Annotated in this window: 21 protein-coding genes and 2 pseudogenes; 5 read left to right on the top strand and 18 right to left on the bottom strand. The window is 48.4% G+C overall.

What is annotated here, in order from left to right; genetic code table 11:
- Nucleotides 1-47: 47 nt before the first annotated feature.
- Together MHH28_RS06490 and MHH28_RS06485 are read left to right on the top strand one after the other, a co-directional pair.
- A complete protein-coding gene (locus MHH28_RS06490; protein ID WP_405113186.1) occupies nucleotides 48-773 on the top strand; it encodes a response regulator transcription factor in 726 nt (241 codons plus the stop codon).
- Nucleotides 770-2533, top strand: a complete 1764-nt coding sequence (locus MHH28_RS06485; protein WP_405113184.1) for a sensor histidine kinase — start codon at nucleotides 770-772, stop codon at nucleotides 2531-2533. The genes MHH28_RS06490 and MHH28_RS06485 overlap by 4 nt, the downstream gene beginning before the upstream one ends.
- Nucleotides 2534-2714: 181 nt before the next feature.
- Here MHH28_RS06485 and MHH28_RS06480 read toward each other — a convergent pair whose 3' ends face one another.
- The 9 genes from MHH28_RS06480 to MHH28_RS06440 form a co-directional block, all read right to left on the bottom strand.
- Complete coding sequence (locus MHH28_RS06480; protein WP_405113182.1) at nucleotides 2715-4094, bottom strand: extracellular solute-binding protein; 1380 nt, start codon at nucleotides 4092-4094, stop codon at nucleotides 2715-2717.
- A gap of 89 nt (nucleotides 4095-4183) precedes the next feature.
- Nucleotides 4184-5029 carry a carbohydrate ABC transporter permease gene (locus tag MHH28_RS06475; protein WP_405113180.1) on the bottom strand — a complete coding sequence of 282 codons (846 nt, stop codon included), beginning with the start codon at nucleotides 5027-5029 and terminating at the stop codon, nucleotides 4184-4186.
- A gap of 16 nt (nucleotides 5030-5045) precedes the next feature.
- Complete coding sequence (locus tag MHH28_RS06470; protein WP_405113178.1) at nucleotides 5046-5963, bottom strand: carbohydrate ABC transporter permease; 918 nt, start codon at nucleotides 5961-5963, stop codon at nucleotides 5046-5048.
- On the bottom strand, nucleotides 5960-6661 hold the full coding sequence (locus MHH28_RS06465; protein WP_405113176.1) for a glycerophosphodiester phosphodiesterase: 702 nt from the start codon (nucleotides 6659-6661) through the stop codon (nucleotides 5960-5962). Before MHH28_RS06465 ends, MHH28_RS06470 begins: the two co-directional genes overlap by 4 nt.
- 19 nt (nucleotides 6662-6680) lie before the next feature.
- Nucleotides 6681-7694, bottom strand: coding sequence for a CehA/McbA family metallohydrolase (locus MHH28_RS06460; protein ID WP_405113174.1), 1014 nt, complete (start codon nucleotides 7692-7694; stop codon nucleotides 6681-6683).
- A complete protein-coding gene (locus MHH28_RS06455) occupies nucleotides 7691-7954 on the bottom strand; it encodes a hypothetical protein (protein ID WP_405113172.1) in 264 nt (87 codons plus the stop codon). The genes MHH28_RS06460 and MHH28_RS06455 overlap by 4 nt, the downstream gene beginning before the upstream one ends.
- A 408-nt stretch (nucleotides 7955-8362) precedes the next feature.
- A complete protein-coding gene (locus tag MHH28_RS06450; protein ID WP_405113170.1) occupies nucleotides 8363-9370 on the bottom strand; it encodes a LacI family DNA-binding transcriptional regulator in 1008 nt (335 codons plus the stop codon).
- Between the two features lie 113 nt (nucleotides 9371-9483).
- A complete protein-coding gene (locus MHH28_RS06445; protein ID WP_405113168.1) occupies nucleotides 9484-10821 on the bottom strand; it encodes a sensor histidine kinase in 1338 nt (445 codons plus the stop codon).
- A gap of 1 nt (nucleotide 10822) precedes the next feature.
- A complete protein-coding gene (locus MHH28_RS06440) occupies nucleotides 10823-11509 on the bottom strand; it encodes a response regulator transcription factor (protein WP_405113166.1) in 687 nt (228 codons plus the stop codon).
- A 182-nt stretch (nucleotides 11510-11691) separates the two neighbouring features.
- Here MHH28_RS06440 and MHH28_RS06435 point away from each other — a divergent pair.
- Both MHH28_RS06435 and MHH28_RS06430 read left to right on the top strand, forming a co-directional pair.
- Nucleotides 11692-12628: pseudogene (locus MHH28_RS06435) on the top strand (DJ-1/PfpI family protein).
- Between the two features lie 19 nt (nucleotides 12629-12647).
- Nucleotides 12648-12950: pseudogene (locus tag MHH28_RS06430) on the top strand (DUF2306 domain-containing protein); the annotation flags it as partial.
- A gap of 13 nt (nucleotides 12951-12963) precedes the next feature.
- Here MHH28_RS06430 and MHH28_RS06425 read toward each other — a convergent pair.
- The 6 genes from MHH28_RS06425 to MHH28_RS06400 form a co-directional block, all read right to left on the bottom strand.
- Nucleotides 12964-15246, bottom strand: coding sequence for an ATP-binding cassette domain-containing protein (locus tag MHH28_RS06425; RefSeq protein WP_405116883.1), 2283 nt, complete (start codon nucleotides 15244-15246; stop codon nucleotides 12964-12966).
- Nucleotides 15224-15790, bottom strand: coding sequence for a dihydrofolate reductase family protein (locus tag MHH28_RS06420; protein WP_405113164.1), 567 nt, complete (start codon nucleotides 15788-15790; stop codon nucleotides 15224-15226). The genes MHH28_RS06425 and MHH28_RS06420 overlap by 23 nt, the downstream gene beginning before the upstream one ends.
- 141 nt (nucleotides 15791-15931) lie before the next feature.
- Nucleotides 15932-16357, bottom strand: coding sequence for an SRPBCC family protein (locus MHH28_RS06415; protein WP_405113162.1), 426 nt, complete (start codon nucleotides 16355-16357; stop codon nucleotides 15932-15934).
- A gap of 37 nt (nucleotides 16358-16394) precedes the next feature.
- Complete coding sequence (locus tag MHH28_RS06410; RefSeq protein ID WP_405113160.1) at nucleotides 16395-17081, bottom strand: TetR/AcrR family transcriptional regulator; 687 nt, start codon at nucleotides 17079-17081, stop codon at nucleotides 16395-16397.
- Between the two features lie 55 nt (nucleotides 17082-17136).
- Entirely contained in the window at nucleotides 17137-18309 is a 1173-nt protein-coding gene (locus tag MHH28_RS06405) for an FAD-dependent oxidoreductase (RefSeq protein ID WP_405113158.1), read from the bottom strand.
- Between the two features lie 35 nt (nucleotides 18310-18344).
- The gene (locus MHH28_RS06400) at nucleotides 18345-19766 is read right to left on the bottom strand and encodes an MDR family MFS transporter (RefSeq protein WP_405113156.1); all 1422 of its coding nucleotides are present in this window, start codon (nucleotides 19764-19766) and stop codon (nucleotides 18345-18347) included.
- Between the two features lie 320 nt (nucleotides 19767-20086).
- Here MHH28_RS06400 and MHH28_RS06395 point away from each other — a divergent pair, with 320 nt between their 5' ends.
- Nucleotides 20087-20986: a helix-turn-helix domain-containing protein gene (locus tag MHH28_RS06395; RefSeq protein WP_405113154.1), complete on the top strand. Its 900-nt coding sequence runs from the start codon at nucleotides 20087-20089 to the stop codon at nucleotides 20984-20986.
- A gap of 267 nt (nucleotides 20987-21253) precedes the next feature.
- Here the strand turns inward: MHH28_RS06395 and MHH28_RS06390 are convergent, their stop codons facing one another.
- The 3 genes from MHH28_RS06390 to MHH28_RS06380 form a co-directional block, all read right to left on the bottom strand.
- Nucleotides 21254-22717, bottom strand: coding sequence for an alpha/beta hydrolase family protein (locus tag MHH28_RS06390; RefSeq protein ID WP_405113152.1), 1464 nt, complete (start codon nucleotides 22715-22717; stop codon nucleotides 21254-21256).
- Nucleotides 22718-22930: 213 nt separating this feature from the next.
- Nucleotides 22931-23680 (bottom strand): class I SAM-dependent methyltransferase, encoded by a 750-nt coding sequence (locus MHH28_RS06385; protein ID WP_405113150.1) that lies wholly within the window; start codon nucleotides 23678-23680, stop codon nucleotides 22931-22933.
- A gap of 31 nt (nucleotides 23681-23711) precedes the next feature.
- The gene (locus MHH28_RS06380; protein WP_405113148.1) at nucleotides 23712-25232 is read right to left on the bottom strand and encodes a nickel ABC transporter substrate-binding protein; all 1521 of its coding nucleotides are present in this window, start codon (nucleotides 25230-25232) and stop codon (nucleotides 23712-23714) included.
- Nucleotides 25233-25308: the final 76 nt, after the last annotated feature.

Raw genomic sequence — 25308 nt, 5'->3', positions numbered from 1 at the left:
AGAATGGTATGATACTTATATAAAAAGCTGGGAGGTTCTATTTCGTTATGGATGAAGTTTCAATCCTGCTTGTTGATGATGAACAGGCGATTCTGCATATGCTCCGAACGGTATTGCTCAAAGAGCAATTCCTGGATATCGATACGGTCACTACCGGTGAAGACGCGATTGCTGCATGTAAAAAGAAAACCTATCACTGCATCGTGCTGGATGTGATGCTACCAGGCCGAAGCGGGCTGGAAATCTGCCCGTTTCTGCGTCAAATTACAGATGCCCCTATTCTCTTTCTAACTGCAAAAACCACCGATTACGACAAGCTGACCGGCTTCGCGGTTGGCGGAGACGATTATGTCGTCAAACCCTTTAACCCGCTGGAAGTAGTCGCACGGATCAAATCCCTGCTTAGAAGGTATTTGCCCAGACAGACGGAAGCAGAAAGACTGCCGCAGGAAGGCATCTATGATTTTGGACGCTTTCAGGTCATGGAGCCAGCCGGTGAGCTTAGAGTAGAAGGTCAACTGGTGAACTGCCCTGCGCTGGTGTACCAGTTGCTGCTGTTCTTTTGCAAACATCCGAATCGTATCTTCACCAAGTCTGAATTATATGAGCGGGTCTGGGGATCGGAGGCCATTGCGGATGACAACACCGTCATGGTCCATATTCACCGGATTCGTGAGCGTATTGAGGCAGATCCGTCCAACCCTGAGCTATTAGTGAACGTTCGCGGACTAGGGTATAAGCTCATTCAATCCGACATGGGGCCTGGGCGATGAGTGTAAGACGCAGATTGATGACGCGGTTCATTGGCCTGCTTGCGGGTACGGTGGTCCTGATCCTGGTCATCGCAGGAAGTATAGCTTATTGGGTCATTCAGCAGCTGAATGAGGCCAACCTTGTTGAAGATTTTGCCACTGTCGGGCTCGACCAGCTAATCAGTACAGCCGATATTTTGCCGGACGGCAGTGTTAAGTATGATCCCGATCTGCTGAAGCGAATCGAAGAGAACAACGGCTGGCTGCAGATTCTCGATGAGCAGGGCCGTGTGCTAGATGTTTTTCATACCCCTCCCGATGTGCCGGATCACTATAAACCTGGAGAGCTCATATCCTATTGGCAAGGAAAAAAGCCCTTTCCCTACGAGCTGTATCTGCTTATCCGGGAACGGCAAGGGATCAATTTCACCCTGCTGTATGGAGAGAACAACCAGGCCGTAACCATGCTGGATCAAGCATATAACGGGGGCCGTTATGCCAATAACAAGCTTGAACTGGCATCCGGGCAGCAGGACATCATCCGCGCGGCGGATGCCTATCTTCAGATTTTGGACGAACAGGGACAGGAGATGGCTTCTTTCAACAAGCCCGCAGCAGGCATCCCGGACAGCTACAGCATCCAGGATCTGATTCTGCTTACACGTTACCCCTCCCGGTATGGAATGACTACAGTGACCAGCTATGACGAGCAGAATCATTCTACCTGGATGCTGAGTGTTCCTCTTGCGGGCAATCCGGCGGGTAGCAACGTGAACCCCTTCGGGTTTATTTTTGGACCTGCCTTGATTGCACTTCTGGTATCCATTATTAGTTTGCTGATCCTGCTTGCTGTCTGGTATGCCAACCTGTTCGGTTATCCCATGCTCCATATGCTCCAATGGCTGCAGCGGCTTGAACGCGGACAATATGAGGAGCCGGCCGGCCCCCGCGGCAGGCCGCTTAGCCAGAAGAAGAACGGGAAATGGCGGCGGAACTATCGGGTATATACGGAAGTGTTACATTCTATCCAAACGTTATCCGATACCCTGAAGCAGGATAAGGAACTCCGCAAACAGACCGACTCTCTGCGGGAGGAATGGATTGCTGGAATTACCCATGATTTAAAAACACCCCTATCCTCGCTCCAGGGTTATGCACACATGCTGGAAGCAGAGAAATACGAGTGGGCTTCTAATGAAGTACGCGAATTCGCGGGCATTATGCTGGACAAGTCGATGTACATGGACAGGCTGGTAAGCGACCTGGCTATGACCTACCGTTTGCGCAGTGGCGGATACCAGCCCCCTGTTGAGTTAACGGATATCAATGCTCTGCTTGAGGATTTGGTACAGCGTGCTGAACGTAACCCGGCTTATGGAGAGGGCCGCATTACGTTTCAGCCTGCTCCGGCAGAGGTACTGGGACATGTACACATTCCCTCCTTTGAACGAATCGTTGATAATCTGACCGCCAACGCCCTGCTGCATAATCCGCCGGAGGCGAAGCTGATCGTAAGTGTGCAGCCAGGTAACGAAGCAGGCGATTTCATCGTTCAATTTGCCGATAATGGACGCGGCATGGATCAGGAGACAGTGTGGAAGCTGTTCGAACGATACTATCGCGGCACAGATACAGCGGCACCCGATGTCGGCTCAGGCCTGGGCATGGCCGTAACCAAAGGGCTGATCGAGGCGATGCAAGGGCGAATCGAGGTTCGCTCGAGCCCTGAAGAGGGAACGGAAATACGTTTGATATGGGATGCCCGTTCGAGGGTGGTATAATCAGGAGACTTGGACAGCCATCAAGGTTTCAAAAGAAAGACGCCGGGCATCTGCCCTGGCGTCTTCTTTGAAAATATAAGACTTTATATGTTGCACACGATAAATTATCCTTCTATTTCTCGCTGATACGGAAACGTCCTTTAAAAGGACGGCAATGCCGTTTCCACTTGAGATCGGTTAATTACTGCTGGTCTGCCAGCCATTTCGTGGCTTCCTCCTGAGCTTTCTTCAGCGCATCGGCTGAGTTCAGCTCACCTAACAGGACACGCTCCACATTCTCAGATAGAATATAGCGCGGCTGACCGGACCGGTATGGATAACGTGGTGTCCATAACTGGCCCATTTGCTTCAGAATGGTGTCCATCTGTCCAATCTCCTGCACAGAAGACCAGTTCTCTGCCGCCTTAATAACAGGCATACTCTGTGAACGCTGCTCCTCCCACATATATTGCTGGAAGAATTCACTTCCGCTGAATTTCAGCCATTCCCAAGCCAGGTCCTTATTACTGCTTGAGGCTCCAATGGCAAACGGACTTCCCGCGAACATACCACCCATTCCTGTTTTCTGATTTTTGAATAACAAGGCAGCCTCGTAACGGTCCTCCAGCCCAAGGTTAGCCAGGTTATTAATAAACCCCGGGGATTCACGCAGGTTGATGGCAATATTGTTTTTTTCAGTCAGGAAGTTCTCGGCGCCTTGTCCGGCCATTACACCCTCTGGTGCATACTTTATCGCTTCCTTCATTAAATCGAGGGATTGCACCATAGTATCACTATTGAATTCCAGCTTCATATCCTTCCACAGAAAACCTGTGCCCCATTGCCCGCCGAGCGATTCATTGATATTCATTACCGAATCGGCAGCATCGCTACCCTTAAAGGTCAGACCATAGTTCTGCTCACCTGTTTTGGGATTCTTGCCTGTCATCTTGGAGGCCTTGTCCAGGACTTCCTCGATGGTCGGCGACTCGGGCAGATAGTCCACTCCCCAATCGTCAAACAGTTGACGGTCATATACAATTACCCGGGCATCGCCGATAAACGGAAGGCCATAAATCTGCGGCTCCTGATCATCCGGTCCCATTACCTTCCAGCCTTCCACCTGTCCATTCAAGTATTTTCCTAAATCATAGCTGTCCTTATCAATATACGGCTGCAGCGGCTCCAGCAGCCCCTGTTCAACAAAAGTGGTAATCCCCGGGACTTGATATACATCTGCTGCTCCAGACTGAAGCATCGTCTGAGTTTTCTCGTTATAGTTATCCCAACCCATAAGTACAAACTCGACGGATGTATCAGGATACTGCTTCTCGAACTCCTCTTTAAGCATTTTTACACCCTTAGAGGTTTTGCCGGAGATAGGATCGGTCTTGTCCTCCAACGAGAAATCGCCCACGAGCTGCACCTTCAGTGTTCCTGTTGGTTTCTCAGCAGCAGGCACTGCATTGCTTGCGCCTTCTGTTGCAGCCGGTTCAGTGTTTGCCTTCACTGTCTGATTCGAATTCCCGTTATTACATGCACTCAAAATCATAGTGGACGCCAGCAACAGCGTTCCTGTCATCTTCAAGGTTGATTTATTAGACATGGTTAGCTCCCTCTACTCCATTTTTTTTATAAATTTATTACTCTGGACCTTGCTTGTTCCGGTGATCACTCCCCCTTTAAGCCGCTGAGGGCAATGCTGCGAATGATGTATTTTTGTAAAAATAGAAACACCAGTACGATCGGCAGGATACTCATGGCTGCGGTAGCCATCGTAACGCCCACCAGCCTGTTGCCATTTTCGGAAGAAAAGCTGGATAGAAACAAGGGTACGGTCTTCATGTCCTGATCGTTGATGACAACAAGCGGCCAAAGAAAGGAATTCCAGCTATCCTGGAAGGCCAAAATGGCCAGTGTCGCTGTAATCGGTCCCGTAAGGGGAGCAAAGATCCGCACAAAAATGGTGAATTCATTGGCTCCATCCATCTTTGCGGATTCGCGCAGCCCTTCAGGGAGGCGGTCAAAATACTGCTTCACCAGCACAATGCCAAGCGCATTAATGATTGCCGGGAAGATCAGGGGGTATTTCGTATTGATCATTCCAAGATCATTGAACATCGTGAACATTGGAATCAGTCTGGCTTCAAATGGAATCATCATGGTAGCCAGTACTGCGAAGTATAAAAGCTTTTTCCCTCTGAATTCCCCTCTGGAAAAGGCGTAACCGGCCAGCAAGGCAGAAGACACGCTGAGGATGACGCTAAACAATGCAATCATTGCAGAGTTGGCATAGGTCTTGAATAGAACCCCATTCTCGAAAACCAGCTTATAGTTGAATAGGGAGAACTGCTCTGGAATTAACCGGGGAGGAAACGGGACGGCAATATTGCTGCTTCTTTCCAGGCTGACGCTTATCATCCATAGAAAGGGATACAACATCAACGCGCCCAATCCGAGCAGGAGCAGGAACAGCAGTCCGCCCGACATTTTATTTTTTCCTGTTGCGCTCAACATGTCACAGGTTTCCCTCCTATATTTTCATTTTTGTGACCTTGGTATTGATGTAAGTGAACACAAGAATAAAGAAAAACAAAATATAGGACGCCGCAGAGGCCAGGCCATATTCGTTACCGCCGAATCCCCGCTCGAAGATAAAACCGACTACAGTATGCAGCGACCGGGCCGGACTACCCTGCAGTCCGCCGAGCATATAAGCGTCAGAGAACCGTTGAAGGCCGCCGATCCAGCCAATAATGAACAGAACAGTCAGACTTCCAAGCATATTCGGCAGGGTGATGTACTGCCATTGTCTGAATCGCGAAGCCCCGTCTATGGAGGCTGCTTCATAGTAATCGCTTGATATGGCCTGCAGATTAGCCAGATTAATGATGATAACAAAGCCTAACCAATGCCAGACTGAAAGGATGATCGCGCCCCACTTGGCAGAGAGAGGCTGTGACAGCCAGACTATCTTCTCGAATCCCAGCAATTGCACCACATAGTTGAGCGGCCCATCTGGATGAAGAACGGCCAGAAAAACGGTGGCTGCTGCAACAATAGAAGTGACATTGGGCAGATAAAACAATACTTTAAAGAAATTGGCGCCATGGCGTAAATTGTTGATCAGACAAGCAATGATGAAACCAACCGGTATGGCAATCAGAAGCTGGAAGACGGTAATGTAGAGCGTGTTATATACGGAATACCAAAAGGTGCCTGACTCCAGTACACTGGCGTAATTCTCAAGTCCAACGTAATGCTGGTCAGCCCCCTTGGTAAAACTAAGCCGTAGTGACTCTGCCAGCGGGTAGATCATAAACACCGCAATGCCAATCAAGGTGGGCAGGAGAAACAGGTACCAGGCCAGAGCAGGCTGCCTCCGGATTATTTTGTTGCGGTTACGCAGAAGTTTCCGGTCTAAGACTCCTAGTGTTGTAGCTTTTGTCATATGGTCGGACAAGGGTTCTTATCCCTCCCTGCATGAACATACTTTGTGACCTCATAAACAGTAATGGCATCTACTCCCATATTCACATAGGTATAGAATAAATCCGGATCATAGGGTAATGTATAAATCCAAACCTGCAGCCCGTGAAGATGTGCCTGCTGCACCAGATGAGGCCGGCAGCCTTCATAATGAACATTTAGCCCCCCGAACTTCGCTTCAGCTGCCCGCCGACACAGCTCTTCCGCTTGCTCCCGGTAAGTTGCTTCATCCAGCTCAGAAAGCTTATCAGGCAAATTCCAGATTACGTGTCCCGGATAACCGGATTCTGCTATCAGCCTTGTAGCTCCGGTGAACCATACCTTATTCCAGGTAGAGGTGGCTGTTACTTCGGCTATGGCTGCTTGCGCCGCCTGTTCTGTTTTAAGATCCAGATTAAAAGCGGCAGGAAGCTGACTGAACCTTGTCAGTATCCGGTTCAGTGTCTCCGGCTCCTCGCCTGACCCTAATAGCTCCTCATAGTTCAAGCGGCTGACAGGGGGCTGATCGTCATGCAGGAGAACAGCAACATGATCTTTGGTTACACGCACATCCACTTCTATAATCGAAGCCCCCGCCTTCATTCCGGCTTCACAGGAGGCAAGCGAATTATAGCTTGTGCTCTCGCAGCCTGTATGGGCAATCAGTTTTGGGTATTGCACAGCATTCCCTCCTTTTGTATTATTCTTCCTCCAGAAGTCCATTTGCGAAATAAATCGGATTGGTGCAGGCTATTGTTGTCAGAACACCGTCGATGATGCCAAAAAGCTGTACCCGCAGCCACATTAACCCTTCTGTAGGCAGCATAATAGGCAGTCCGTTATGTTCAGAGGCTGGTAATCTGGCGAGTTCCCCCTGATTGGAATCTACGATGATCCAGTTCCCCTCCTCTGCTCTCCAAGGACGCTCCGGCTGGGTTGAACGTGTAATCTGTACAGTTAGTCCGGCAATGGCATAGGTATCAACGGCAGCTAAGGGAACTTGATCTCCAAGCCCGTATCGCTCATTTCCAAGAGAGAGGCCGACCTCCAGTAACGGGCCCATGCTCAGACAGAGCTGACCCTGCCTGATTGCCGCAATAATGTCAGCAATAGATCGTTGTATGGGTCTATCAGGTAGACCAATATACGTATATGCTGCCAGCTTGTCCGCAGGCTCAGATCTGTGCCAATCCCGGCCGGCAGTAGCGGATATCCTGTATCCTTCGTTTAACAAACCGGTCCATTGTTTAAATGCCGGTACATTATGATTTTTCATAGAAGGCATCATCTCATGCCATACCTCGATATAATCAATCTGATTCCAGTCACTTACTGTGTAATCCCAGTGGCAGCCTGTACAGATTGGACTGCCTAAGCTGTAGGGATGGGCAATGCCCACGATGCCTCCCTGCTCATGAACACGCGATATGCCCTTATGAATATCATGCGGACCGAGATCTCTCCATTCACAGTAAGGCGCCCCAAGAGTCAGCATATGGCCATAGAACGTTGTCCATTCCATGCCGGGAATGATCGTGATGCCTGTCTGCCTGTTAACGGCTTCGGCATCTGCCAGTCCTGATACAGTGTTATGATCTGTAAGCGCAATACCTGCAAGTCCCAGCTCTGAGGCTGTCCGGCACATCTCCAGCAGAGAATGTGTCCCGTCACTGTGCGGCGTGTGGGTGTGAAGCTCGAATGGAAGCCATTTCATCTGCCGGTCCCCCTCACGGTTAATTCATAGCTGCAATCCGGTGTAATTACACAATGTACGCTGATGGTTACCTTCCATACGCCAGCGGGGACATCTCCGGCGATGAAGCCGGGAGAAGTCTTGCTCCAATCCGGGCAGATGGTATGCTTCTGCTCTGGAGCATGCCGGTGTGCAGAACCACGGAAGCCTGAGGGGCTGTCCAGCGATAAGGTCAGCAGATTCTGCAGGGGATAGTAATTCTCCCACTGTCTCTTATGCAATTCGGCCGAAGCTGGCTCGGAGTATCTCTCTATCGCCTCTAATATCAACGGCTTTGATTCTTCCCGATCCAAGAATTGTTTTGGGGCATAACCGAAGTCAATCTCCAAGGAAGTCATAGAATGCTCCAAATGAAACTGGTATACAATATGCGTTTTAGAGCTGCTCGGCGTGATTTTTCCCTGAACCCTAATGATATCTTTACGCATGGCCTGTACCTCTTTCCCCTTTAATCACCTATATGGTATCGATACCTGAAAATTAATCTTTCACTAGCATACTCACTACTTGTTAATAGAAATCCTTCTTTCCAGCCTATTTATATTAAAAGTAAGTTGGGGGCTTAATTGATAATTTACAAAAAAAACAGACTCCCTATCCGGGTAGCCTGCTTGTACATTTGTTTCAGATTATATTCTGCGGCAACTGGCCCGCTCCATGATCCGGTGAGGCAGGTATACTTCTTTACAGCCATTTTGACTCCCGTTTTGAATTAAATTGTGCAGATATTCAAGTGAAGTTCTTCCGAGCTCCCGGACAGGCTGCTGCATTGAAGTAAGCATAGGCCTCACGGCTTCGGCGAAGAGACTGTCGTCAAATCCCATGACAGAGATATCTTCAGGAATGCGAAGCCCGTAATCAAGGATACAGTTCATCGCGCCTACTGCCATATCGTCACTGACGGCAAATACAACAGTAGGCCGCTCTTGCTGCTCTAACAGTTCCTGCATCATTAATCGTCCGCTCTCCTGCTTATAGTTGCCGAACCTGATAAAATCGGGATTAAGTGGAATAGCGGATTTGCTCAGCGCATCCAAATATCCTTGATACCGGCTGTAGCCAGCCGTTATATCCTCCAGATCTCCGCCCAGGAAGGCAATCCGGCGATGGCCTAATCCGATGAGATATTCCGTGGCATCCAGCGCCGCTTGGTAGTCATTAATTAACACTGAGAACCTGCCCGGCAGCGGAGAGCGGACACAAGAAAATAAGATTGGCATAGTAGCGCATTCTATAAAAGACAGGATCCGTTCGTCAACCTTTTGATGCATGATGATGATCCCGTCTACCCTCATCTCCTGCAGGGCATGCAGATACTTCAATTCCTTATCCAGATTCTCGGCAATATTGCAGATGATCAGATTATAGCCATACTCACTGGCACTCTCCTCAATAATGCTTAATATCGTTGAGCAGAAATAGTTTGTCAGATCGGGAACGATGACACCAATGGTATCGGTTTTCTGCTTTTTTAAACTGCGGGCAATCTGGCTTGGGGTGTAGTTCAATTCCTTGATCGCCTGATTCACCTTATCCAGAATCTGCTTGCTAATATATTTCTCACTATTTAGAACCCGGGATACACTAGTAACAGATACACCGGCCCGTTCAGCTACATCTTTAATTCTTGCGCTCATGCGGTTCACTCCTTAGCAAGGTCGGTACGGATGATTCATACAACTACCTAGAGATTTCATATCACCCATTATACAGACTGATGCATGGCGAAGTGTAAGGCCTGTGTTAACGATTATTGTTGCTCAAACGCTGCTGCAGGTAACCATCCTTCAAGCAGTGCTCCGCCTTCCGGATGATTGCTTGCGGCAAGTCCGCCTCCGTGCTGCCTGATAATCCTTTGCGAAATAGTTAATCCTAATCCGCTGCCGCCGGTTGCACGGCTTCTGGATGCTTCCCCGCGGTATAGGGGTTCAAATACATACTCAAGTTCTTCCGCAGTGAAGCCCGGCCCGGTGTCGCGTATCATGAACTCAACCTTATCACCAGCTTGTTTACATTGGACCTCGATGTCCCCACCCGCAGGTGTGTGTCTTACGGCATTATCCAGAAGATTGTTCATGGCCCGCTCTAATAAATGCACATCTCCGTGGATGTTGCAGCCATCTGCTTTATGGAATGAAACTGATGTTCCTCTCTGCCGGGCCTGAGGACTCAGACTGTCTAACGAATTCCGGATCACGCGGTTCAAATTAATCTTTTCCGTGTTTAGTTCCGGCTCCATATACTCTATTTTGGTGAAGGTGAACAGGTCCTCTACCAAACGATCCAATTGTGCGGATTTATCCTTGCAAACCGCCACGTATTGTGCCATTTTCTCTGGGGTTTGAGCGATCCCCTGCTCGAGACCATCCAGGTAGCCGCGCAAAGCGAACAACGGTGTCCGTAAATCATGCGCAACAGCCGCGATGACGAACCGGCGCTCCTTTTCCAGTTCAGCCTGTTTTCGGTAGGACTGCTCCATTCCCTTGACCATAACCTCGAATCCATCGCGGACTTCAGCGATTTCGGTGACTCTGGATATGGGTAACCGAACCTTCCAATCCCCTGTTGCCATTTGTCTTGCTGCATTGCCCAGCTTCTCTAGTGGTTTGAGCACGAATCGCCTCATTTCCATTCCGACAACAAAGAGCGCAAGCAGCAGTCCGGCAAAAGCCGACATCACTTGAATTGGATTGGACTCAGGGTAGTACAGAATAACCCTTCCCAGCAATTGACCATCCTCGATGACGGAGAAACGCTCGGTTGACAGCCTTGAACCACGCCGCTCCGGATTGGAACGATAAATGTCCTGTCCTGCTGCGGATTGAATAAGCACATCCATGTTTGCTTCATCCAGTGCGGAATACAATTGGGTTTGCCAATCCCGATCCGTCCATTGGTCTGTGCCCTGTTCAATTCGCTGTGTTATTTCCGATATATCGCGCTGCAGGGTCTCGCTCGGCAGCCGGCCTTGCTCGAAGCTGAGTGTCTTAGTTTCCATAAAGTGCGTAATAACATAGAAGATCCACGGCAATAAGAGGATAAAACAGAAGCACAGCATAGTAAACGTACGAATGCGGATTGACCTCATATTACCCTCCCTCAAAGCGATAACCTACTCCCCATACGTTGACCAGGAATAGGGGCTGGTTCGGATCAGCTTCGATTTTCTCACGCAGCCGGCTAAGATGGACCCGAATGGTATGCCGGTCGCCGACCCCGTTCCAGAAATTCGCCAGTAATTGTTCATAGGAAAATACATGTCTCGGGTTTTCGGCAAAAAATCGCAGCAATTCATATTCCTTGGGTGTGAGCGCGACGATATTCCCATCCACTTCTACTTCTCTTGTGGACAGGTTTAACCGGATGCGTCCGTAATCCAGGACTCTGTCGTCCATTGGCTGTGGGGAAGCGGAACGCCGTAATACGGCTTTCACTCTGGCTACGATCTCTCCCGGCGAAGCCGTTTTGACGATGTAATCATCGCCTCCGAGCGTCAGACCACGAATCTTATCCACATCATCGCTGCGGGCACTCAAGAACAGGATCGGAACCTGGCTCTCCCCACGAATCCGGCGGCAAAACTCAAATCCATTTTGTCCCGGCATCATAATGTCAAGAACGATACCATGCACCGGGTTTTCCTTAAAAATGTCCCACGCCTGATCGGTTCCGCAAGCGGTAATCACTTGAAAGTTGTCATTCTCCAGAAAGTCTCTTAATAATTCAACAATATCCGGGTCATCGTCTACCACCAGAATCGTCTTTGATCCGCTCACGTTTATCCCACCTTTGCTTTCATAGTTTATCATTTTTTTGTCTGGAACTAACGTGTGCTTATGGATTGTGATGATTTGTTTATACTTTTGTTACCTTTCTGCAGCTTTGTTTGAGATATTCGTTTGGTATGCTTCTGCTATGGCCAACAGTGAAAACGAAGACTAGGAGGGAGGATTTACAGATGCTTAATGTTCAAATTGTGCTGTTTGACGGCTTCGACCTTCTGGATGCGATAGCCCCTTACGAGGTCTTCTGTGCTGCCGCTATGTATGCTGAAAATTCGTTACATGTAGAATTGGTCACCACCGAGGGACCGAGATCTGTGCCTAGCGGCATTAACGGGTTGAGGATTGAAGCCAGCAGCAGACTGGACCCGGAACGGGAGGCCATCATTCTCGTACCTGGCGCGTCCGGGGATGCCGAGGGAGATGGGCCCGATTCGGTTCCGGCTCTTCTGCGCCGGGCCATGGAGACCGAATTGACCGGCATGATCGGGCAGGCTCTCCAGCACGACGACAGGATAATTGCGGCGGTTCACTGGTGCTTGCCATGGGCGGCCTTCTGGAAGGCAGACCGGCGGCGGCGTAACTTCAGGACTGGATGTAGCACTATATCTGGTGGAACGGGAGCTTGGGCCCCGTATCACGCACGCGGTTGAGCAATTATTCGAGTATGAACGTAGAGGCACAGTTTGGAAGGATACCGGCATAAATCCAAGCGTAAATAACTCACCGGCAAGCGATGAACTAAGCACCACGGTGAACAAAACAGCGATGAACCCCGCGTCCGGCACGCTGCATAGCAATAACACGCGGCCATCGCTTTTTGATGGAAATTGGGATACTACGCTCGCTACGCCCATAGGGAAGCTGGGGGTCAAGCTCTCCATCTCCACAAGAAACAATAAGATCTACGGCACGGCGATACAAGGAGATGAGACCAGCGAGTTTATGAACCCGGTGCTCCAAGATAACAAGCTGAGCTGGTCACTGCGAATTACCAAACCGATGCGCTTGAATCTCAAATTTGAAGTTGGTGTCAATGGAGATCAAATCCTTGGTATTGCAAAAGCGGGTCTTCTGCCTGCATCCAAATTAACAGGAAATCGAATTTCCTAGCTTAGGGAGTTGCGAACGGATGAAGAAAAGCAAATCGTTATATCTATTGCTGGCTTGTGTCAGCATTCTATTTATACTACACACCTTGGTGAAAAACTATTGGATCGATCCAGGGGCTTCGGGATTTTTAAGCCATAAGACCGGGCTGAAGCGCGAACTCAATCTCCCGGTTTGGCTGAATGTCATGTATGTTCATGTTGCATTCGCTTGTGTGGCTATGGCATCGGGGTTGATTAACTTTTCGAATCGGATATTGGAAAAAAGTTACCCTATTAGTTACACCATCGGCGTGTACGGCTCAATAGCGCTGCTGCTAGTTATTGCTGAAATCATTATCAGAATAAATCAGAATGGAGAGCCTTCCGCAGATACGTTCCCGTTATAGAATGTTCAGCAGCGGCAAGCTGGGCAGGTGTGCCCTCGAATACGATGTGCCCACCCCGGTGTCCGCCCTCGGGACCCATGTCAATAATCCAGTCTGCACTCTTGATCACATCCAGATTATGTTCGATGACCACCACGGAGTTGCCCCCGTCGACCAGGCGGTTCATGATGTCCATCAGACCAGAGATATCGGACATATGCAGTCCGGTTGTCGGCTCGTCCATAACGTAGAGGCTGCCCTCCTTGTGAAGCTCCTCAGCCAGCTTGATCCGTTGGCACTCACCGCCCGACAAAGTGCTCAAAGGCTGGCCTAACGTTACGTATCCAAGTCCCACATCCTCCAGTGTCTGCAGCTTGCGGAGCAGCTCCTTCTTGCTGAAGAATTCCGAAGCCTCCCGTACCGTCATGGCAAGGACGTCGCTGATGGATTGTCCATTCAGCTTGTATGCCAATACTTCATCACTGAACCGTCTCCCCGCACACACTTCACAAGTCGTCCGTATGGGCTCGAGAAACGCCAGATCTGTGTAGATCATGCCTAGACCCTGACAGTTGGCACAGGCTCCCTTGGAATTGAAGCTGAACAGGGAAGCACTTACCTTGTTGGCGGCTGCGAACAGCCGGCGGATGTCGTCCATTATTCCCGTGTAGGTAGCCGGATTAGAGCGGATGGATGTGCCCGCAGCCGACTGATCAATGACGATGGCTTCCGGATATGAGGGCAGGAAGGCTCCGTTTATCAGCGTACTTTTGCCTGAGCCGGCTACTCCAGTCACCACCGTCAATACACCGGCAGGTATATCAACGGTTACCTCCTTCAGATTGTGCAGGCTGGTGCAGGCTATGCTCATTTGTCCCTTTGGCACTCTGACAGATGTCTTCAAGGGCAGACTTTGCTTCAAGTACCGTCCTGTTAACGTATCCGCACGGAGTAGGCCCGCAAAGTCACCATCATAGACGATTGTACCGCCACGGGCACCTGCATGAGGTCCTACATCAATAATATAATCAGCGATTTCCATCACTTCGCGGTCATGTTCAACAACAAGTACCGTATTCCCTTTGTCCCGGAGCTGGCGCAGCATGCCGTTCAGACGATGAACATCCCGCGGATGCAGCCCGACGCTTGGCTCGTCAAAAATATAGATCATGTCGGTAAGACTGCTGCTTAGATGACGGACCATCTTAATACGCTGCGACTCTCCTCCCGACAATGTTGAGGTCTGCCGGTCCAGACTGAGATACTCCAGCCCGATCGAGACCAGATGATTCAACCGGGTCAGGATTCCCTCCTTCATAGGCCCGGCAACGGGTTCCTGAATGGCTTCGATGATACGAATAAGCCCGCCAATCTCCATAGCCGCACACTGTGCGATGTTGTATCCGTTAATCCGGCAGCCTAAGGCTTCTTGATTAAGCCGGCTGCCCTTACACAGGCTGCATTCACTGTAGGACAAGAAGCGGTCAATGGATTCGCGTTTGGCTTCGGACAGCTCGCTGCTGTCCCGCTTCAGATACAGGCGTGTGAGCTTGGGCAATAGACCTTCGTAATCCGATTCGATAGCTCCGCCTTTGGTGTTGTAGACGATCTTGCTCTCTTTGCCATGCAGGAGGACATCCATTTCTTCCTGTGTGTATTCAGCGAGCTGCTTATCGTTGTCGAACAGTCCGGAATGGGCATATGTATTCCACAACCAGCCCCCCACTTTGAAAGCGGGGAACAGGATCGCGCCATCATTCAGCGACCTGGACCTGTCAAGCAGCTTCTCTACATCGAACTGCACCACTTGTCCCACTCCGGAGCACTCCGGGCACATACCAGCCGGGTCGTTAAAGGAGAATACATGCGAATTGCCAATGAACGGTTTGCCGATTCTGGAGAAAAGCAGCCGGAGCATAGCATTGATATCCGTGATCGTGCCAACTGTTGAACGGGAGTTGCCGCCGAGTCTTTTCTGATCGATGACAACGGCCGTAGACAAGTTCTCGATAAGATCAGCGTCTGGCTGACTATACCGGGGCAGCCGGTTGCGGATGTATGCAGAGAACGTCTCATTAAGCTGCCGCTGAGCTTCGACACTGATAGTGTCGAAGACCAGCGAAGATTTGCCCGAACCCGATACGCCAGTGAAGATCGTGATTTTTCGTTTCGGGATACGGACATTCACGTTTTTCAGGTTATTCTCTCTCGCGCCTTTGATGACGATATCATTAGCGTTCACCAGGCTCACCATCCCAATGGTATATAAGCTGAACAAGTCCGGAGGAGAAGCTTCGGGTATGAGCCAATTTTAGATTCAACCGTTCTTTGATGTCCGCAAACAGCGGTTTTCCTTCTCCAAGAACAACAGGGTGAACGGATAATCTGAATTCATCCACAAGTCCTAATTGGATAAACGTTGTAATCAGGTTTGCTCCACCATATAACCAGATGTCTTTACCGGGTCTCTGCTTAATTTTGTTAACTTCTTCAAGAATATGGTCGTTAATAAAAATAGCTTCATGACCCGTCCCCTGCTGCGACCTGGAGAACACATATTTGTCTTTACTATGGACTAGTTCCCAAAGTTCTTTATCATCATCCGAATCTTCATGATTTTTCGCATGTTCTCTCCATTGGTCATAGCTTATTCTTCCATAAAATATGGTATCCACTTGATTCAAAAATTGAGCGAATTCCAGCTCAGGGTCCATGATGCACCAGTCCACTTCCCCATTTTTCCCTTCAATGTAACCATCCAAAGTTACTGCCAAGTCTAATAAGATTCTTCTACTCATGATTTATTGCTCCTCTCGTTGATCTATAATCATTATAGAACTTAATCATGTCACCTTATGTCATATTTAAAACGATTGTTCTCCTGTACTAAGGCTTCAAAAAGAAAAACGCCTGGGATCCCAGGCGCCTTTCTTTGATAATTAGTTATGCTGCGTATACGCTTTGAAATTGTCCATGATCGCTTGCCAGCCTGCTTGCTGGAGCTCTACGGGATTGGCGTTTTCCGCATCGAATGTTTGAATGACCTTCGTCTCATTTCCTTGATCGACGAACGTAATCTCCACTCTTCTTCCGTCTTCTATGGTGTAGCTGATCACCTCATGCTGATTCACGACATCGTATACGCCGCCAAAATCAAAGCCCATGCTGCCATCCTTCGCTTCCATCCGTGTCAGAAAGGTCCCTCCGGCCCGCAGATTGTTCTCGGCTCTTGGCGCATGCCAGTCCTCGGAGGCCTGAGTCCACTTCGTGATGTGCTCCGGCTCGGTCCAGTAGCGCCATACCTTCTCGATAGGGGCTTGTACCACGGTTTGTACGGTTACTTTCGTCGGTTGGTTCTCTTTCATTGCAATAGACACCTCTCTCATGATCTTCGTCGCTTGGTTACTTACCATTGTCTCCCAACTGTTTGTGCAATATCCCCTGGAGTATCACTTCAATGGCCCAGAAGAACCTCTCCTTGGAGGCTGTATCTCCAGAGAATAAATCAGTCTTCAGGCTGTTCATCAACGGAAAACGAACCGGATCAGCTTCGTTATAGTAACTCTGGGCAGTGGCCATTTGTTCGTTCGATCGTTTCGCCTTCTCCAAGGCAATAGAAGACACATACAGGAGCAATAAGTCCGTTCCCCAAGCAGCCGACGTTGAGGTGATTCCGCCTTGTTGCAGGACGGTAAGTAAATACTCATTCAGACGAAAAGCATTATTCCCAATAGGAATCGTCTGCAGGGATAGCTCAGCTAACCCGGGTTGCTCGATAAGCAGATTCGCATAAGCATGAAGCGCTTGAAATAACTGCTCCTTCCAGTCACCGTCCATAAGCTCTGGCAGGTTCAACTCCCCAAGACCAAGGTCAAGCACATAAGAGCTCAATTCCTGCAGATTTTTAACGTACACATACAGGGAGGAAGGTCCGGTGTCCAGTTGCTTGGCTACCTTCCTCATACTCATGCCGGAGGTCCCTTCCTGCTTCAGCAGCTCATACGCGTTCTTGACAATCAATTCATGACTGAGGGGTTCTTTGGCTGGCCGGTTACGGCGGCTCACAATTTCGCGTGTAGGTTTCATCATACTTTTCTTATAACATGCCGGAAGCCAATAGTAAATACACCCGCGGAAGATAACATCATCCTTGCTGCTCGTACAGGTCTTGATAAGATTGCATGAGTGCTGCAAACTTGGGAGCAGCGTTCTCTGAGAAGCTCAGGATGAGATTTTCGTTAGACACATAGGCTTTCTCTGAGGCATACTGGAACATTTTCTCCTCATATTCTTCAATCGCCACAGATGTCTCCTTGTTCCTTGCTATGGCCAGAGCCAGCTCCAGCGCATCCAGCATTGCAAGATTCACCCCTTCTCCCGCAAAAGGGGACATGAGATGAGCCGCATCTCCAATCAACGTCACACCAGCGCTGCGTCCCCAGCGAAACCCGACTGGCAGCATGTAGATCCGTCTGGGCACAACCGCATCTTCTGCATACCGGATATAATTCTTGAGCGGTTCACTCCAATCGTGAAACAGCTCAAGCAGCTTTGTCTTAATCTCCTGTGGCTTATCATTTCGAATTTCGTCTAACCAGTCCCGCTCTACCTTGAAGCTCGCATATACTTTGATCCGTCCGTTGCCGTTCAATTGGCCCAGAATCCCTTTGTGATCATCCAGTGCGAACATCTTGCCACGAGCATTGAATGCTGCCAGATCCGGGTGATCGGCGGCAATAACGTTAAGCTCCAGCATAGTCAGACCTGAATATTCCACATCTGTATCCGTAAGCAGAGGACGAACGCGGGAAAAGGCACCGTCTGCACCAATTACAAGATCAGCCACAGCGATATGTCCATTCTCAAAATGAAGCTCCGTTTTACCCTCCCCAAGGGATACAGCCTTCTCCAGTTTATAACCATACTGTATGGTAGACGGATCTAATTTGTTTAACAGCAAGTCACAAAGCACACCGCGGTCAATCTCCGGGCGTCTCTGCCCTTCCGCGCTCTCATCGTCGGCCACTTCATCCAGGTATAGGTTCCCCGTCTTATCCATGAGCCGGAAGTCTTCGCCCTCAAACCGTGCTGCCTGCAGAAAAGCTTCATATAATCCGGCTTCCTTCAACGCGAGCTGCCCGGATTCTTCATGAATATCTAAGGAGCCTCCGCGTTCATGGCTTAGGTCCTCATGCTCACGCTCGTAAATCGTCGAGGAAATACCATGCTGCTGCAGAATCAAGGCAAGCGTTAGCCCCCCTGGTCCCCCTCCAATAATTGCGATCCGGCGTTGTTCTGTAGAATTATTTGTTGTCATGTATAGACATCTCCTTTTGGTTGAAAGTTATTTTCTCAGGAATCGTGCTTCTTGCCTGCAAAAAACAAAGATAAAACCATTGCACTAACTGCAAAACCTAAAGTAATCCAGAATGTTGAGCCGAAGGCATGACCTAATTGATCGGGTGAATGCTGTGCGGGAAGTCCCCTGATTTGATTGGCCAGAAAAGCCATCGTAATAGTAACGCCGAAGGAGGACATAATCTGCTGGGCTGAAGTGGTGATGGGAGTAACACGGCTGATTAATTCCTTGGGAGCTGATCTGAGGACATGTGTATTGATCTGCATCATCGTTAATCCTTGCCCAAGCCCTGCAAAAGCAAAGCTGCAAATGATGTATAACGTACTGGTATGGGCATCAATCTGCGTCAGAGCAAGTAAGGACCCGCAAAGTGACAGAATACCCATGATGGCTACCGGGCGCACACCGAAACGGTCAAACAACCGGCCGCCGGCATTAATGCCGACCGTAGATAACAGGGCTTGCGGGATCACATATAGTCCAGCCTCAAGAGGGGTTAGCCCTCTCACTTGCTGTAAATACAGCGGGAATAACAGAATACTTCCGAATAAAGCGATCTGATTCAGCCAGGCGACAGAAATGCCATGTACAAAGGTAGGCGAACGGAATACTCGCAGCTCCAGCAGCGGGTGCTTGTGCCGCAGCTCATTCCAGATAAAGATAGCCAGTATAACCAGGCCCCAAGCCAGAGGAGCTAACGTCCATAGATTGGACCACCCCTTCTCTCCTGCTTGATGTACGGCAAACACAATTGAAGTAAAGGCAACCGGAGCCAACAGTGCGCCGGTCACATCCAGCTTGTTGTTGGATGTTGCACCCGATGCAGGTAAGTACCTCCAGGCCATGAATAAAGCCAAGATGCCAACCGGAACGTTGATGAAAAAGATCCAGTGCCAGTTGATGTACTCGATCAGCCAACCCGACAATAAGGGGCCAAGAATGGGAGCAAGCAGCATCGGGATACCGAGGATGCCCATGACCGATCCTCTTTTGTCAGGTGGAGCGACCATGAATACAGTGGCAATCCCGATGGGAGCCACCATGCCTCCGCCCAGACCTTGAATGATGCGGAAAACGATAAGCTGACTAGGAGTGGTGGCCATTGCACACAGCACAGAAGCGAGAACAAACAACACAATACTAATCATAAACATCCGTTTGGGTGAGAAACAGTCGGAGAACCAGCCAGCAAGCGGAATGACTGCCGATAAAGACAAGGTATACGCCGTAATGACCCACTGAATCGTACTAAGATTGGTATCGAAGGCATTCACTAATTTCGGTACAGCCACATTCATGATGGTGCTGTCTAAGATCACCAGGAACATTCCTGAAGCAACAGCTAGAAGTATGGGCAAAATTTGTTTTAAGGAAAAGGCTGCTTGCACACTGTGGCCACTATTTGTATCAGACATACATGCTCTCCTCCTTTCCTTACATAAGCGTATGAATTAGTTAAGATGATACATTTATAACATAACGAACATTGTTCGTCAAGAACGGTGTTCGTTGTTGGTTATGCGTTTTTCTTAGAATAAAAGGGTATCCCATAAGCCATGAAATGGCTTATAAGACACCCTTTGTTTTTGAGTTAGAGATACGTTAGCTCGTAGTCTCTTCCAAACCCCTATTTTAATCTCAGTAGGCTTGGCTCCTTATGACATTTTTTTGTTTTCTCCTCTTCAATCAGTTATCATTGTATCAAAATCGTATAATCCATGAATGAGGTGTAGCGATGGAAAAATTCGCTCTCGAGGTATTCTCTGATTTATCTGAAAGACTGAATTATAATCTGCCGGGTTTCCCGCTGTATGCTAAAAAAGGAGCACTGCATCAATTCGACCGCTTCGCGGCCGCTTATCATTGGCACCCGGATTTGGAGTTTATTTTGGTGCTGGACGGGACAATGGATTTTTATGTGAACGGACAAACGGTCCAGCTCGGTAAAGGGAACGGAATTTTTGTTAACAGTAAACGCCTCCACTATGGCTTCTCTGCTAGGGAGAGCGATTGTACTTTTCTGGTCATCGTCATTCATCCTGCACTTCTAGGCGAAAATACGCTTGCGGGAAAAGCATATCTTGAAGAAAAATTCGGTTCCGGAACCGATGATTTTTTACTGTTATCTTCTCAAACGTCTTGGCAGCATGAGATACTGCTCGCACTAACTGAGTTGTATAATGAAGTGCACAGCCATGAAGGGAACCTGCTCCGGTTAGTATCCCAGGCTGTGTCCATATGTGCGGGTATAGCTGATCATATACAGCAAGCACCGGGCAATCCGAATGATGAACAGGTATGGATGACGATCCGTAAAATGACCGGGTATATTCACCAGCATTATGACGCTAAACTAACCATTGATGAGATTGCCGCTGCCGGTTCAGTATGCAGAAGCAGATGTTGTGAGCTATTCAAAAAGCATGTTGGCTGGACACCTAATAATTATTTAACCCGCTATCGTATTCAAAAAAGCTGTGAGATGCTGAAAGAGACAACGATGCCTGTGGGAGAGATCGCCATGGCCTGCGGATTTCAAACGGCAAGTTATTTTTCGTATGTCTTCGGTAAACAATTAGGACAAATTCCGCAAGACTTCCGCAAGCAATCTGCTGCTGCGGGCAACGGTACTTAACGGCCGCACTCCTTGCCGTCAACGTATTCTTGACTGATATAATGAGTGAACCGTTCCTCCTGCTGTCTGGCTATTTTGTCACCCCATTTAGAATGCACTATAGCCCGTATACCGAAAAACAGGAATGGAAGCAACAGAATTCCTATCGTAACTTGAAGTATCATAAGCAGCACCCCCTTCTTATTTCTATTCTCAGAATAGTATAAAGAAGGGGGTGCTGCTCCCGAAATCGTTTGTAATTATATCAATATCGTATATTATTTCATTTTAAAGCTCTTCCGCCTTTATAAATTTCACCTCTGGATAACTGTCGTTCGGACCCTGAATCAGATCTCCGCCCGTTCCTTTCAGCTGCTTATCAAAGAAATCGAGAACATAGTGATTTACGATGCTTGATCCTCTTGTACCATTGATGTCTCCGGTTATTCCAGTAAGTTTAATCAACTCGGAGTAGAACTGAAGGTCCGTGAAATTGAAGTGTTGGGTACCCTCTATATAAATCGCAGGCCCTCCCTGATTGATTACATTTTTAATAATGTGCAGCTCTTCCTCAAGCTGTTTAGTGACTTCGTTATCCGGATGGGTATCCTTCTTAAAATCGGTTAACCAGTCTTTAAACACCCCCGATCTTATGAACATAAACGGCTTGTTTAGATCATCTCTATTGTCCACTTCAATCAGTGACCCGTCCATATTAACCCCGGCCTTAATTCTAGGATCGAGATAAGCTGTATTAAACGCGGTTGCACCCCCGAAAGAATGCCCCATCACACCTATATTATTTAAATCGATTTTCCCCTTAAATTGACTTTCGATTGCACCTGAATTTAGCTGTTCCATTTGATTGAGTACAAACTCCACATCTTTCGTCCATATATTACCGATTCTTCTGCGATCTTCTACGGTAGTCATCTTAGTGGTATAGTCCGTTACACGGCCATCTGGAAAAATAGTAGCAAAGGTACTATACGTATGATCGATGGTGACCACGATATACCCGTGACTGGCCAGATTCTCGGCCTGGGATGCATGTAGAACCTTACTGGTTCCCATACCATGCGATAGCAGTACCACGGGATAAGGGCTTGTAGAAGGCAATAGTTCTACATTGTCATAAGAGTTGGTTGTACTATACTTCCAGTAATCGAATACAAAGTCTGGAAGGTTTAATGAATTAGAATAGGTCTGGATATACTTTTTGAACATTGCTTTATCTTTTGGAAAAAGAGCTTCACTCTTCTTGTTGCTGCTATTTTCAGTAGGGTACCACACTTGAACCATTAGTTCCCGCTTATCGCTTGGATCTTCCGTTAAGACTTCATCTCTGTTCTGATCTGTAAAATGAAAGCTTTGCGTACCCACTTTCTCTGGACCCTCAGGCTTCGGCAAATGGAAGACAGGCAAGTATACAGACAGGGCGGTAGAAACAACAAGCAGAATGACGATGATGGAAGATGAACTATACTTCAACAGCTTCCCTGCTTTCATATTCCCTATATTCCCCATCTTACCTAAATGCCTGAGTATAACGATGAGTATGAGCAGCGCCGTCATAATATATACTACAAGCAATTGCCATCTGTATCCCTCAACAAACAATTGAATTAATAATATAACGCTACTTCCTACACCCACAACAAGTCCTGTCTTTTTTGCACTTCTTTTCACAAATAAAAGATCTGCAAGTAAGGCGAAACAGGATAGAACTAAAAGCACCTCAAATAATCTCATTTAAATTCCTCTCTCTCATACGGACTTTCACAGAATGGTTACTTCTCTGACTGTCTTCATTTGATGCTAATGAAAGCTTAAGCCATGAAAGTGTATTCTCCGTGACGTCAGTATGAACTGAAGGTGAACTGGCAAAATTAGCTGTAACACAAAGAGCAACCTCATTGGAGATTGCTCTTTGTTTACTTTATTCATTTATAAATCCGGTCCTTCTCATCTCTCAGCGCAAATCATAAACATCGGTGTGGACCGGTACAAGACTTGTTGTTTCTCCTCCAATACTTTGGAGTTAAGATTCTCTTCAGTGTAGACGGCGGAGAAACCTTCCTCCTTGAGCGAACGCACATCCCATTCCGGGCGCCACTCTCTGGTCAGCGGCAATGCCAGGCTCAGCCGGTCAGTCTCCTCGATATCGTTGTGGTGCGGAAGCTCACCATAGCCTTTAGCTACATAGGCTTGTTGATCCTCTGCATGCTTCTGCCGCATCTCTTCGTCCCATAGATGACGATTCCAGTTGGCATCGAAGATCAGCAGCCGCCCTCCCGGCTTGAGAACTCTTCTCCATTCCTTATAGGCTGACTTCGGATCGGCAAGACTCCAGGTGACATTACGGCACACGATCAGATCGAAGCTCTCCGCAGCAAAGTCCAGCTTGTGCGAGTCCATCTTGCGGAAAGTAACGTTGACCCCCTCCCGGCTGGAGTGGGCACGCGCTTCTTCCAGCATATTGTCAGTGCAATCAATCGCAGTGACCAAATGCCCGGCACTTGAGAGAATCACAGAGAAAAAGCCCGGGCCGCAGCCAATGTCAAGCACATGCAGGCTCTCCTGCTTCGGAGCATTTTCCTGAATAAGCTTCAGCCAGGCTTCCCGCTGGAAACCGTTCAGTTCCTTTTGAATGCCTTCACTGTAAAGCTCTGCTTCACCTTCCCAATACTGTTCAACCTCTTGCTGTATACTCAATGGTCGTTCACTCCTTCTTGGCAATATTATTTTATTCTTCACCTATATCAAGCTGATTCCAGTAGACGGGGCTAAACGTGGTATGCCCTGGCTTGAATCCGGTCACTCTTTGATTCACAGCCAATAGATCATCGGGGAAATAAATTGCTGCAAACATAGCCTCCTGATACATCCTTGAAAAGATTGAATCATAGGTGCTCTGACGCTTCTGAATCTCAGTGGTTCCCACTGCCGTGTCAATCAGCGATTCCAGCTCAGCATCAGACCATACCACAGCAGGTGCTTCAGGGGTGTGATGGAACAGGGACAGAAGGAACGCATGCGGATTATAGGCGTCATCGTAAGTCCGATACAGGATGAGGTCGTAGGCTTTGCTTGTCCATAAGGCATCATAATAGGCATTTGGTTCAAGCACCTGAAGCTCCACTGAGATGCCAATCTCCTTCAGATCCGATTGGATCAGCTCACTGATGGATTTCCATTCGGGATATTCGGCTTGCTGAAGCACGAAATGAAGCTCAAGCGGTATTCCGTCCTTCTCGGCTATCCCGTCTCCGTCCGAATCCTTATAGCCGGCTGCTTCCAGCAGCTGCTTCGCTTCCTGGGGATCGAAGCCATACCACGTATGATTTGACTCTGTCACATAGGGAACTGTCAGCGGGAACAAGCCTTTGGCTTCGTGCCCAATACCGTCCATGAGATCGTTCACAATGCTTTTTTTGTTAATGGCTAAATTAATGGCTTTGCGTATATTCAGATCTTGAAGGACTGGCGAATTGTAGTTGAAGATCATGAAATGTGAGTTGGTACCTGGTGCTATTTGCAAGCGTAGTGAGGTATCCGCTTCGATCACGGGGATGCTCTCTATTGGGATCTTACCCATTTGTCCCCCGGCTATATCAACATCCCCGCTTTGCAGCGCCAATACTCTGGACTGTGGATCAGGGATTACCTTCATGATAATTTTGGACAGCTTCGGCATTTCTCCCCAATAATTAGGATTTCTGACGAGTACGGCCTCCTGATCCGTCTTATAGCTCTCTGCCATCCAAGCTCCGGTTCCTACCGCTTTGATGAATGTGCCATTAATATCACCTGCAGGCTCCACTGCGGAAGGGCTGATGATCCTGACGGGTCTTGCAAAGGAGAGCTCGGTCAGAAAAGGATAATACGCTTTGTTAAATGTCATAGTAAGGGTATGCTCGTCCACAACAACAATTGATTCCATCGCTGTAGCTACATTTAACGAATTCGCCGGGTCCTTAATCCAGCGTTCGAAGGAGAACTTAACCGCATCGGCATTAAATTCCGTACCGTCTGAGAACTTGACGCCCTGGCGTAGATGGAATGTATAACCTTTCCCATCCTCTGATATGTCCCAGGATTCAGCGAGTGACGGCATGATTTCGCCTTTTTCACCATACTCTACTAATCCATCATATATCATCGCATGCACATTCATCGAACCCTCATAAACACCGGCATCCAATTGGTCTATACCGGCATCAGCCGATATGGCAACAGTGATTGTTTGGTCTGGAGTTTCAGACATGGGTGCTGCTCCATTGTTGGCAGTAATGTTGCTGCACCCCGATATCCCTATAATTGCTACAAGGAGCATTAAGAAT

It is taken from the genome of Paenibacillus sp. FSL K6-1217 (assembly GCF_045040735.1).
GTDB lineage: Bacteria > Bacillota > Bacilli > Paenibacillales > Paenibacillaceae > Paenibacillus_AQ.
This window is presented reverse-complemented; position numbering and strand designations above follow the sequence as displayed.

Excerpts from the sequence above, each read along its gene's own strand:
- MHH28_RS06490 (WP_405113186.1), top strand. The coding sequence starts at position 48 with ATGGATGAAGTTTCAATCCTGCTTGTTGATGATGAACAGGCGATTCTG.
- MHH28_RS06485 (WP_405113184.1), top strand. The coding sequence starts at position 770 with ATGAGTGTAAGACGCAGATTGATGACGCGGTTCATTGGCCTGCTTGCG.
- MHH28_RS06480 (WP_405113182.1), bottom strand. The coding sequence starts at position 4,094 with ATGACAGGAACGCTGTTGCTGGCGTCCACTATGATTTTGAGTGCATGT.
- MHH28_RS06475 (WP_405113180.1), bottom strand. The coding sequence starts at position 5,029 with ATGTTGAGCGCAACAGGAAAAAATAAAATGTCGGGCGGACTGCTGTTC.
- MHH28_RS06470 (WP_405113178.1), bottom strand. The coding sequence starts at position 5,963 with ATGACAAAAGCTACAACACTAGGAGTCTTAGACCGGAAACTTCTGCGT.
- MHH28_RS06460 (WP_405113174.1), bottom strand. The coding sequence starts at position 7,694 with ATGAAATGGCTTCCATTCGAGCTTCACACCCACACGCCGCACAGTGAC.
- MHH28_RS06450 (WP_405113170.1), bottom strand. The coding sequence starts at position 9,370 with ATGAGCGCAAGAATTAAAGATGTAGCTGAACGGGCCGGTGTATCTGTT.
- MHH28_RS06445 (WP_405113168.1), bottom strand. The coding sequence starts at position 10,821 with ATGAGGTCAATCCGCATTCGTACGTTTACTATGCTGTGCTTCTGTTTT.
- MHH28_RS06425 (WP_405116883.1), bottom strand. The coding sequence starts at position 15,246 with ATGGTGAGCCTGGTGAACGCTAATGATATCGTCATCAAAGGCGCGAGA.
- MHH28_RS06420 (WP_405113164.1), bottom strand. The coding sequence starts at position 15,790 with ATGAGTAGAAGAATCTTATTAGACTTGGCAGTAACTTTGGATGGTTAC.
- MHH28_RS06415 (WP_405113162.1), bottom strand. The coding sequence starts at position 16,357 with ATGAAAGAGAACCAACCGACGAAAGTAACCGTACAAACCGTGGTACAA.
- MHH28_RS06410 (WP_405113160.1), bottom strand. The coding sequence starts at position 17,081 with ATGATGAAACCTACACGCGAAATTGTGAGCCGCCGTAACCGGCCAGCC.
- MHH28_RS06405 (WP_405113158.1), bottom strand. The coding sequence starts at position 18,309 with ATGACAACAAATAATTCTACAGAACAACGCCGGATCGCAATTATTGGA.
- MHH28_RS06400 (WP_405113156.1), bottom strand. The coding sequence starts at position 19,766 with ATGTCTGATACAAATAGTGGCCACAGTGTGCAAGCAGCCTTTTCCTTA.
- MHH28_RS06395 (WP_405113154.1), top strand. The coding sequence starts at position 20,087 with ATGGAAAAATTCGCTCTCGAGGTATTCTCTGATTTATCTGAAAGACTG.
- MHH28_RS06390 (WP_405113152.1), bottom strand. The coding sequence starts at position 22,717 with ATGAGATTATTTGAGGTGCTTTTAGTTCTATCCTGTTTCGCCTTACTT.
- MHH28_RS06380 (WP_405113148.1), bottom strand. The coding sequence starts at position 25,232 with ATGTCTGAAACTCCAGACCAAACAATCACTGTTGCCATATCGGCTGAT.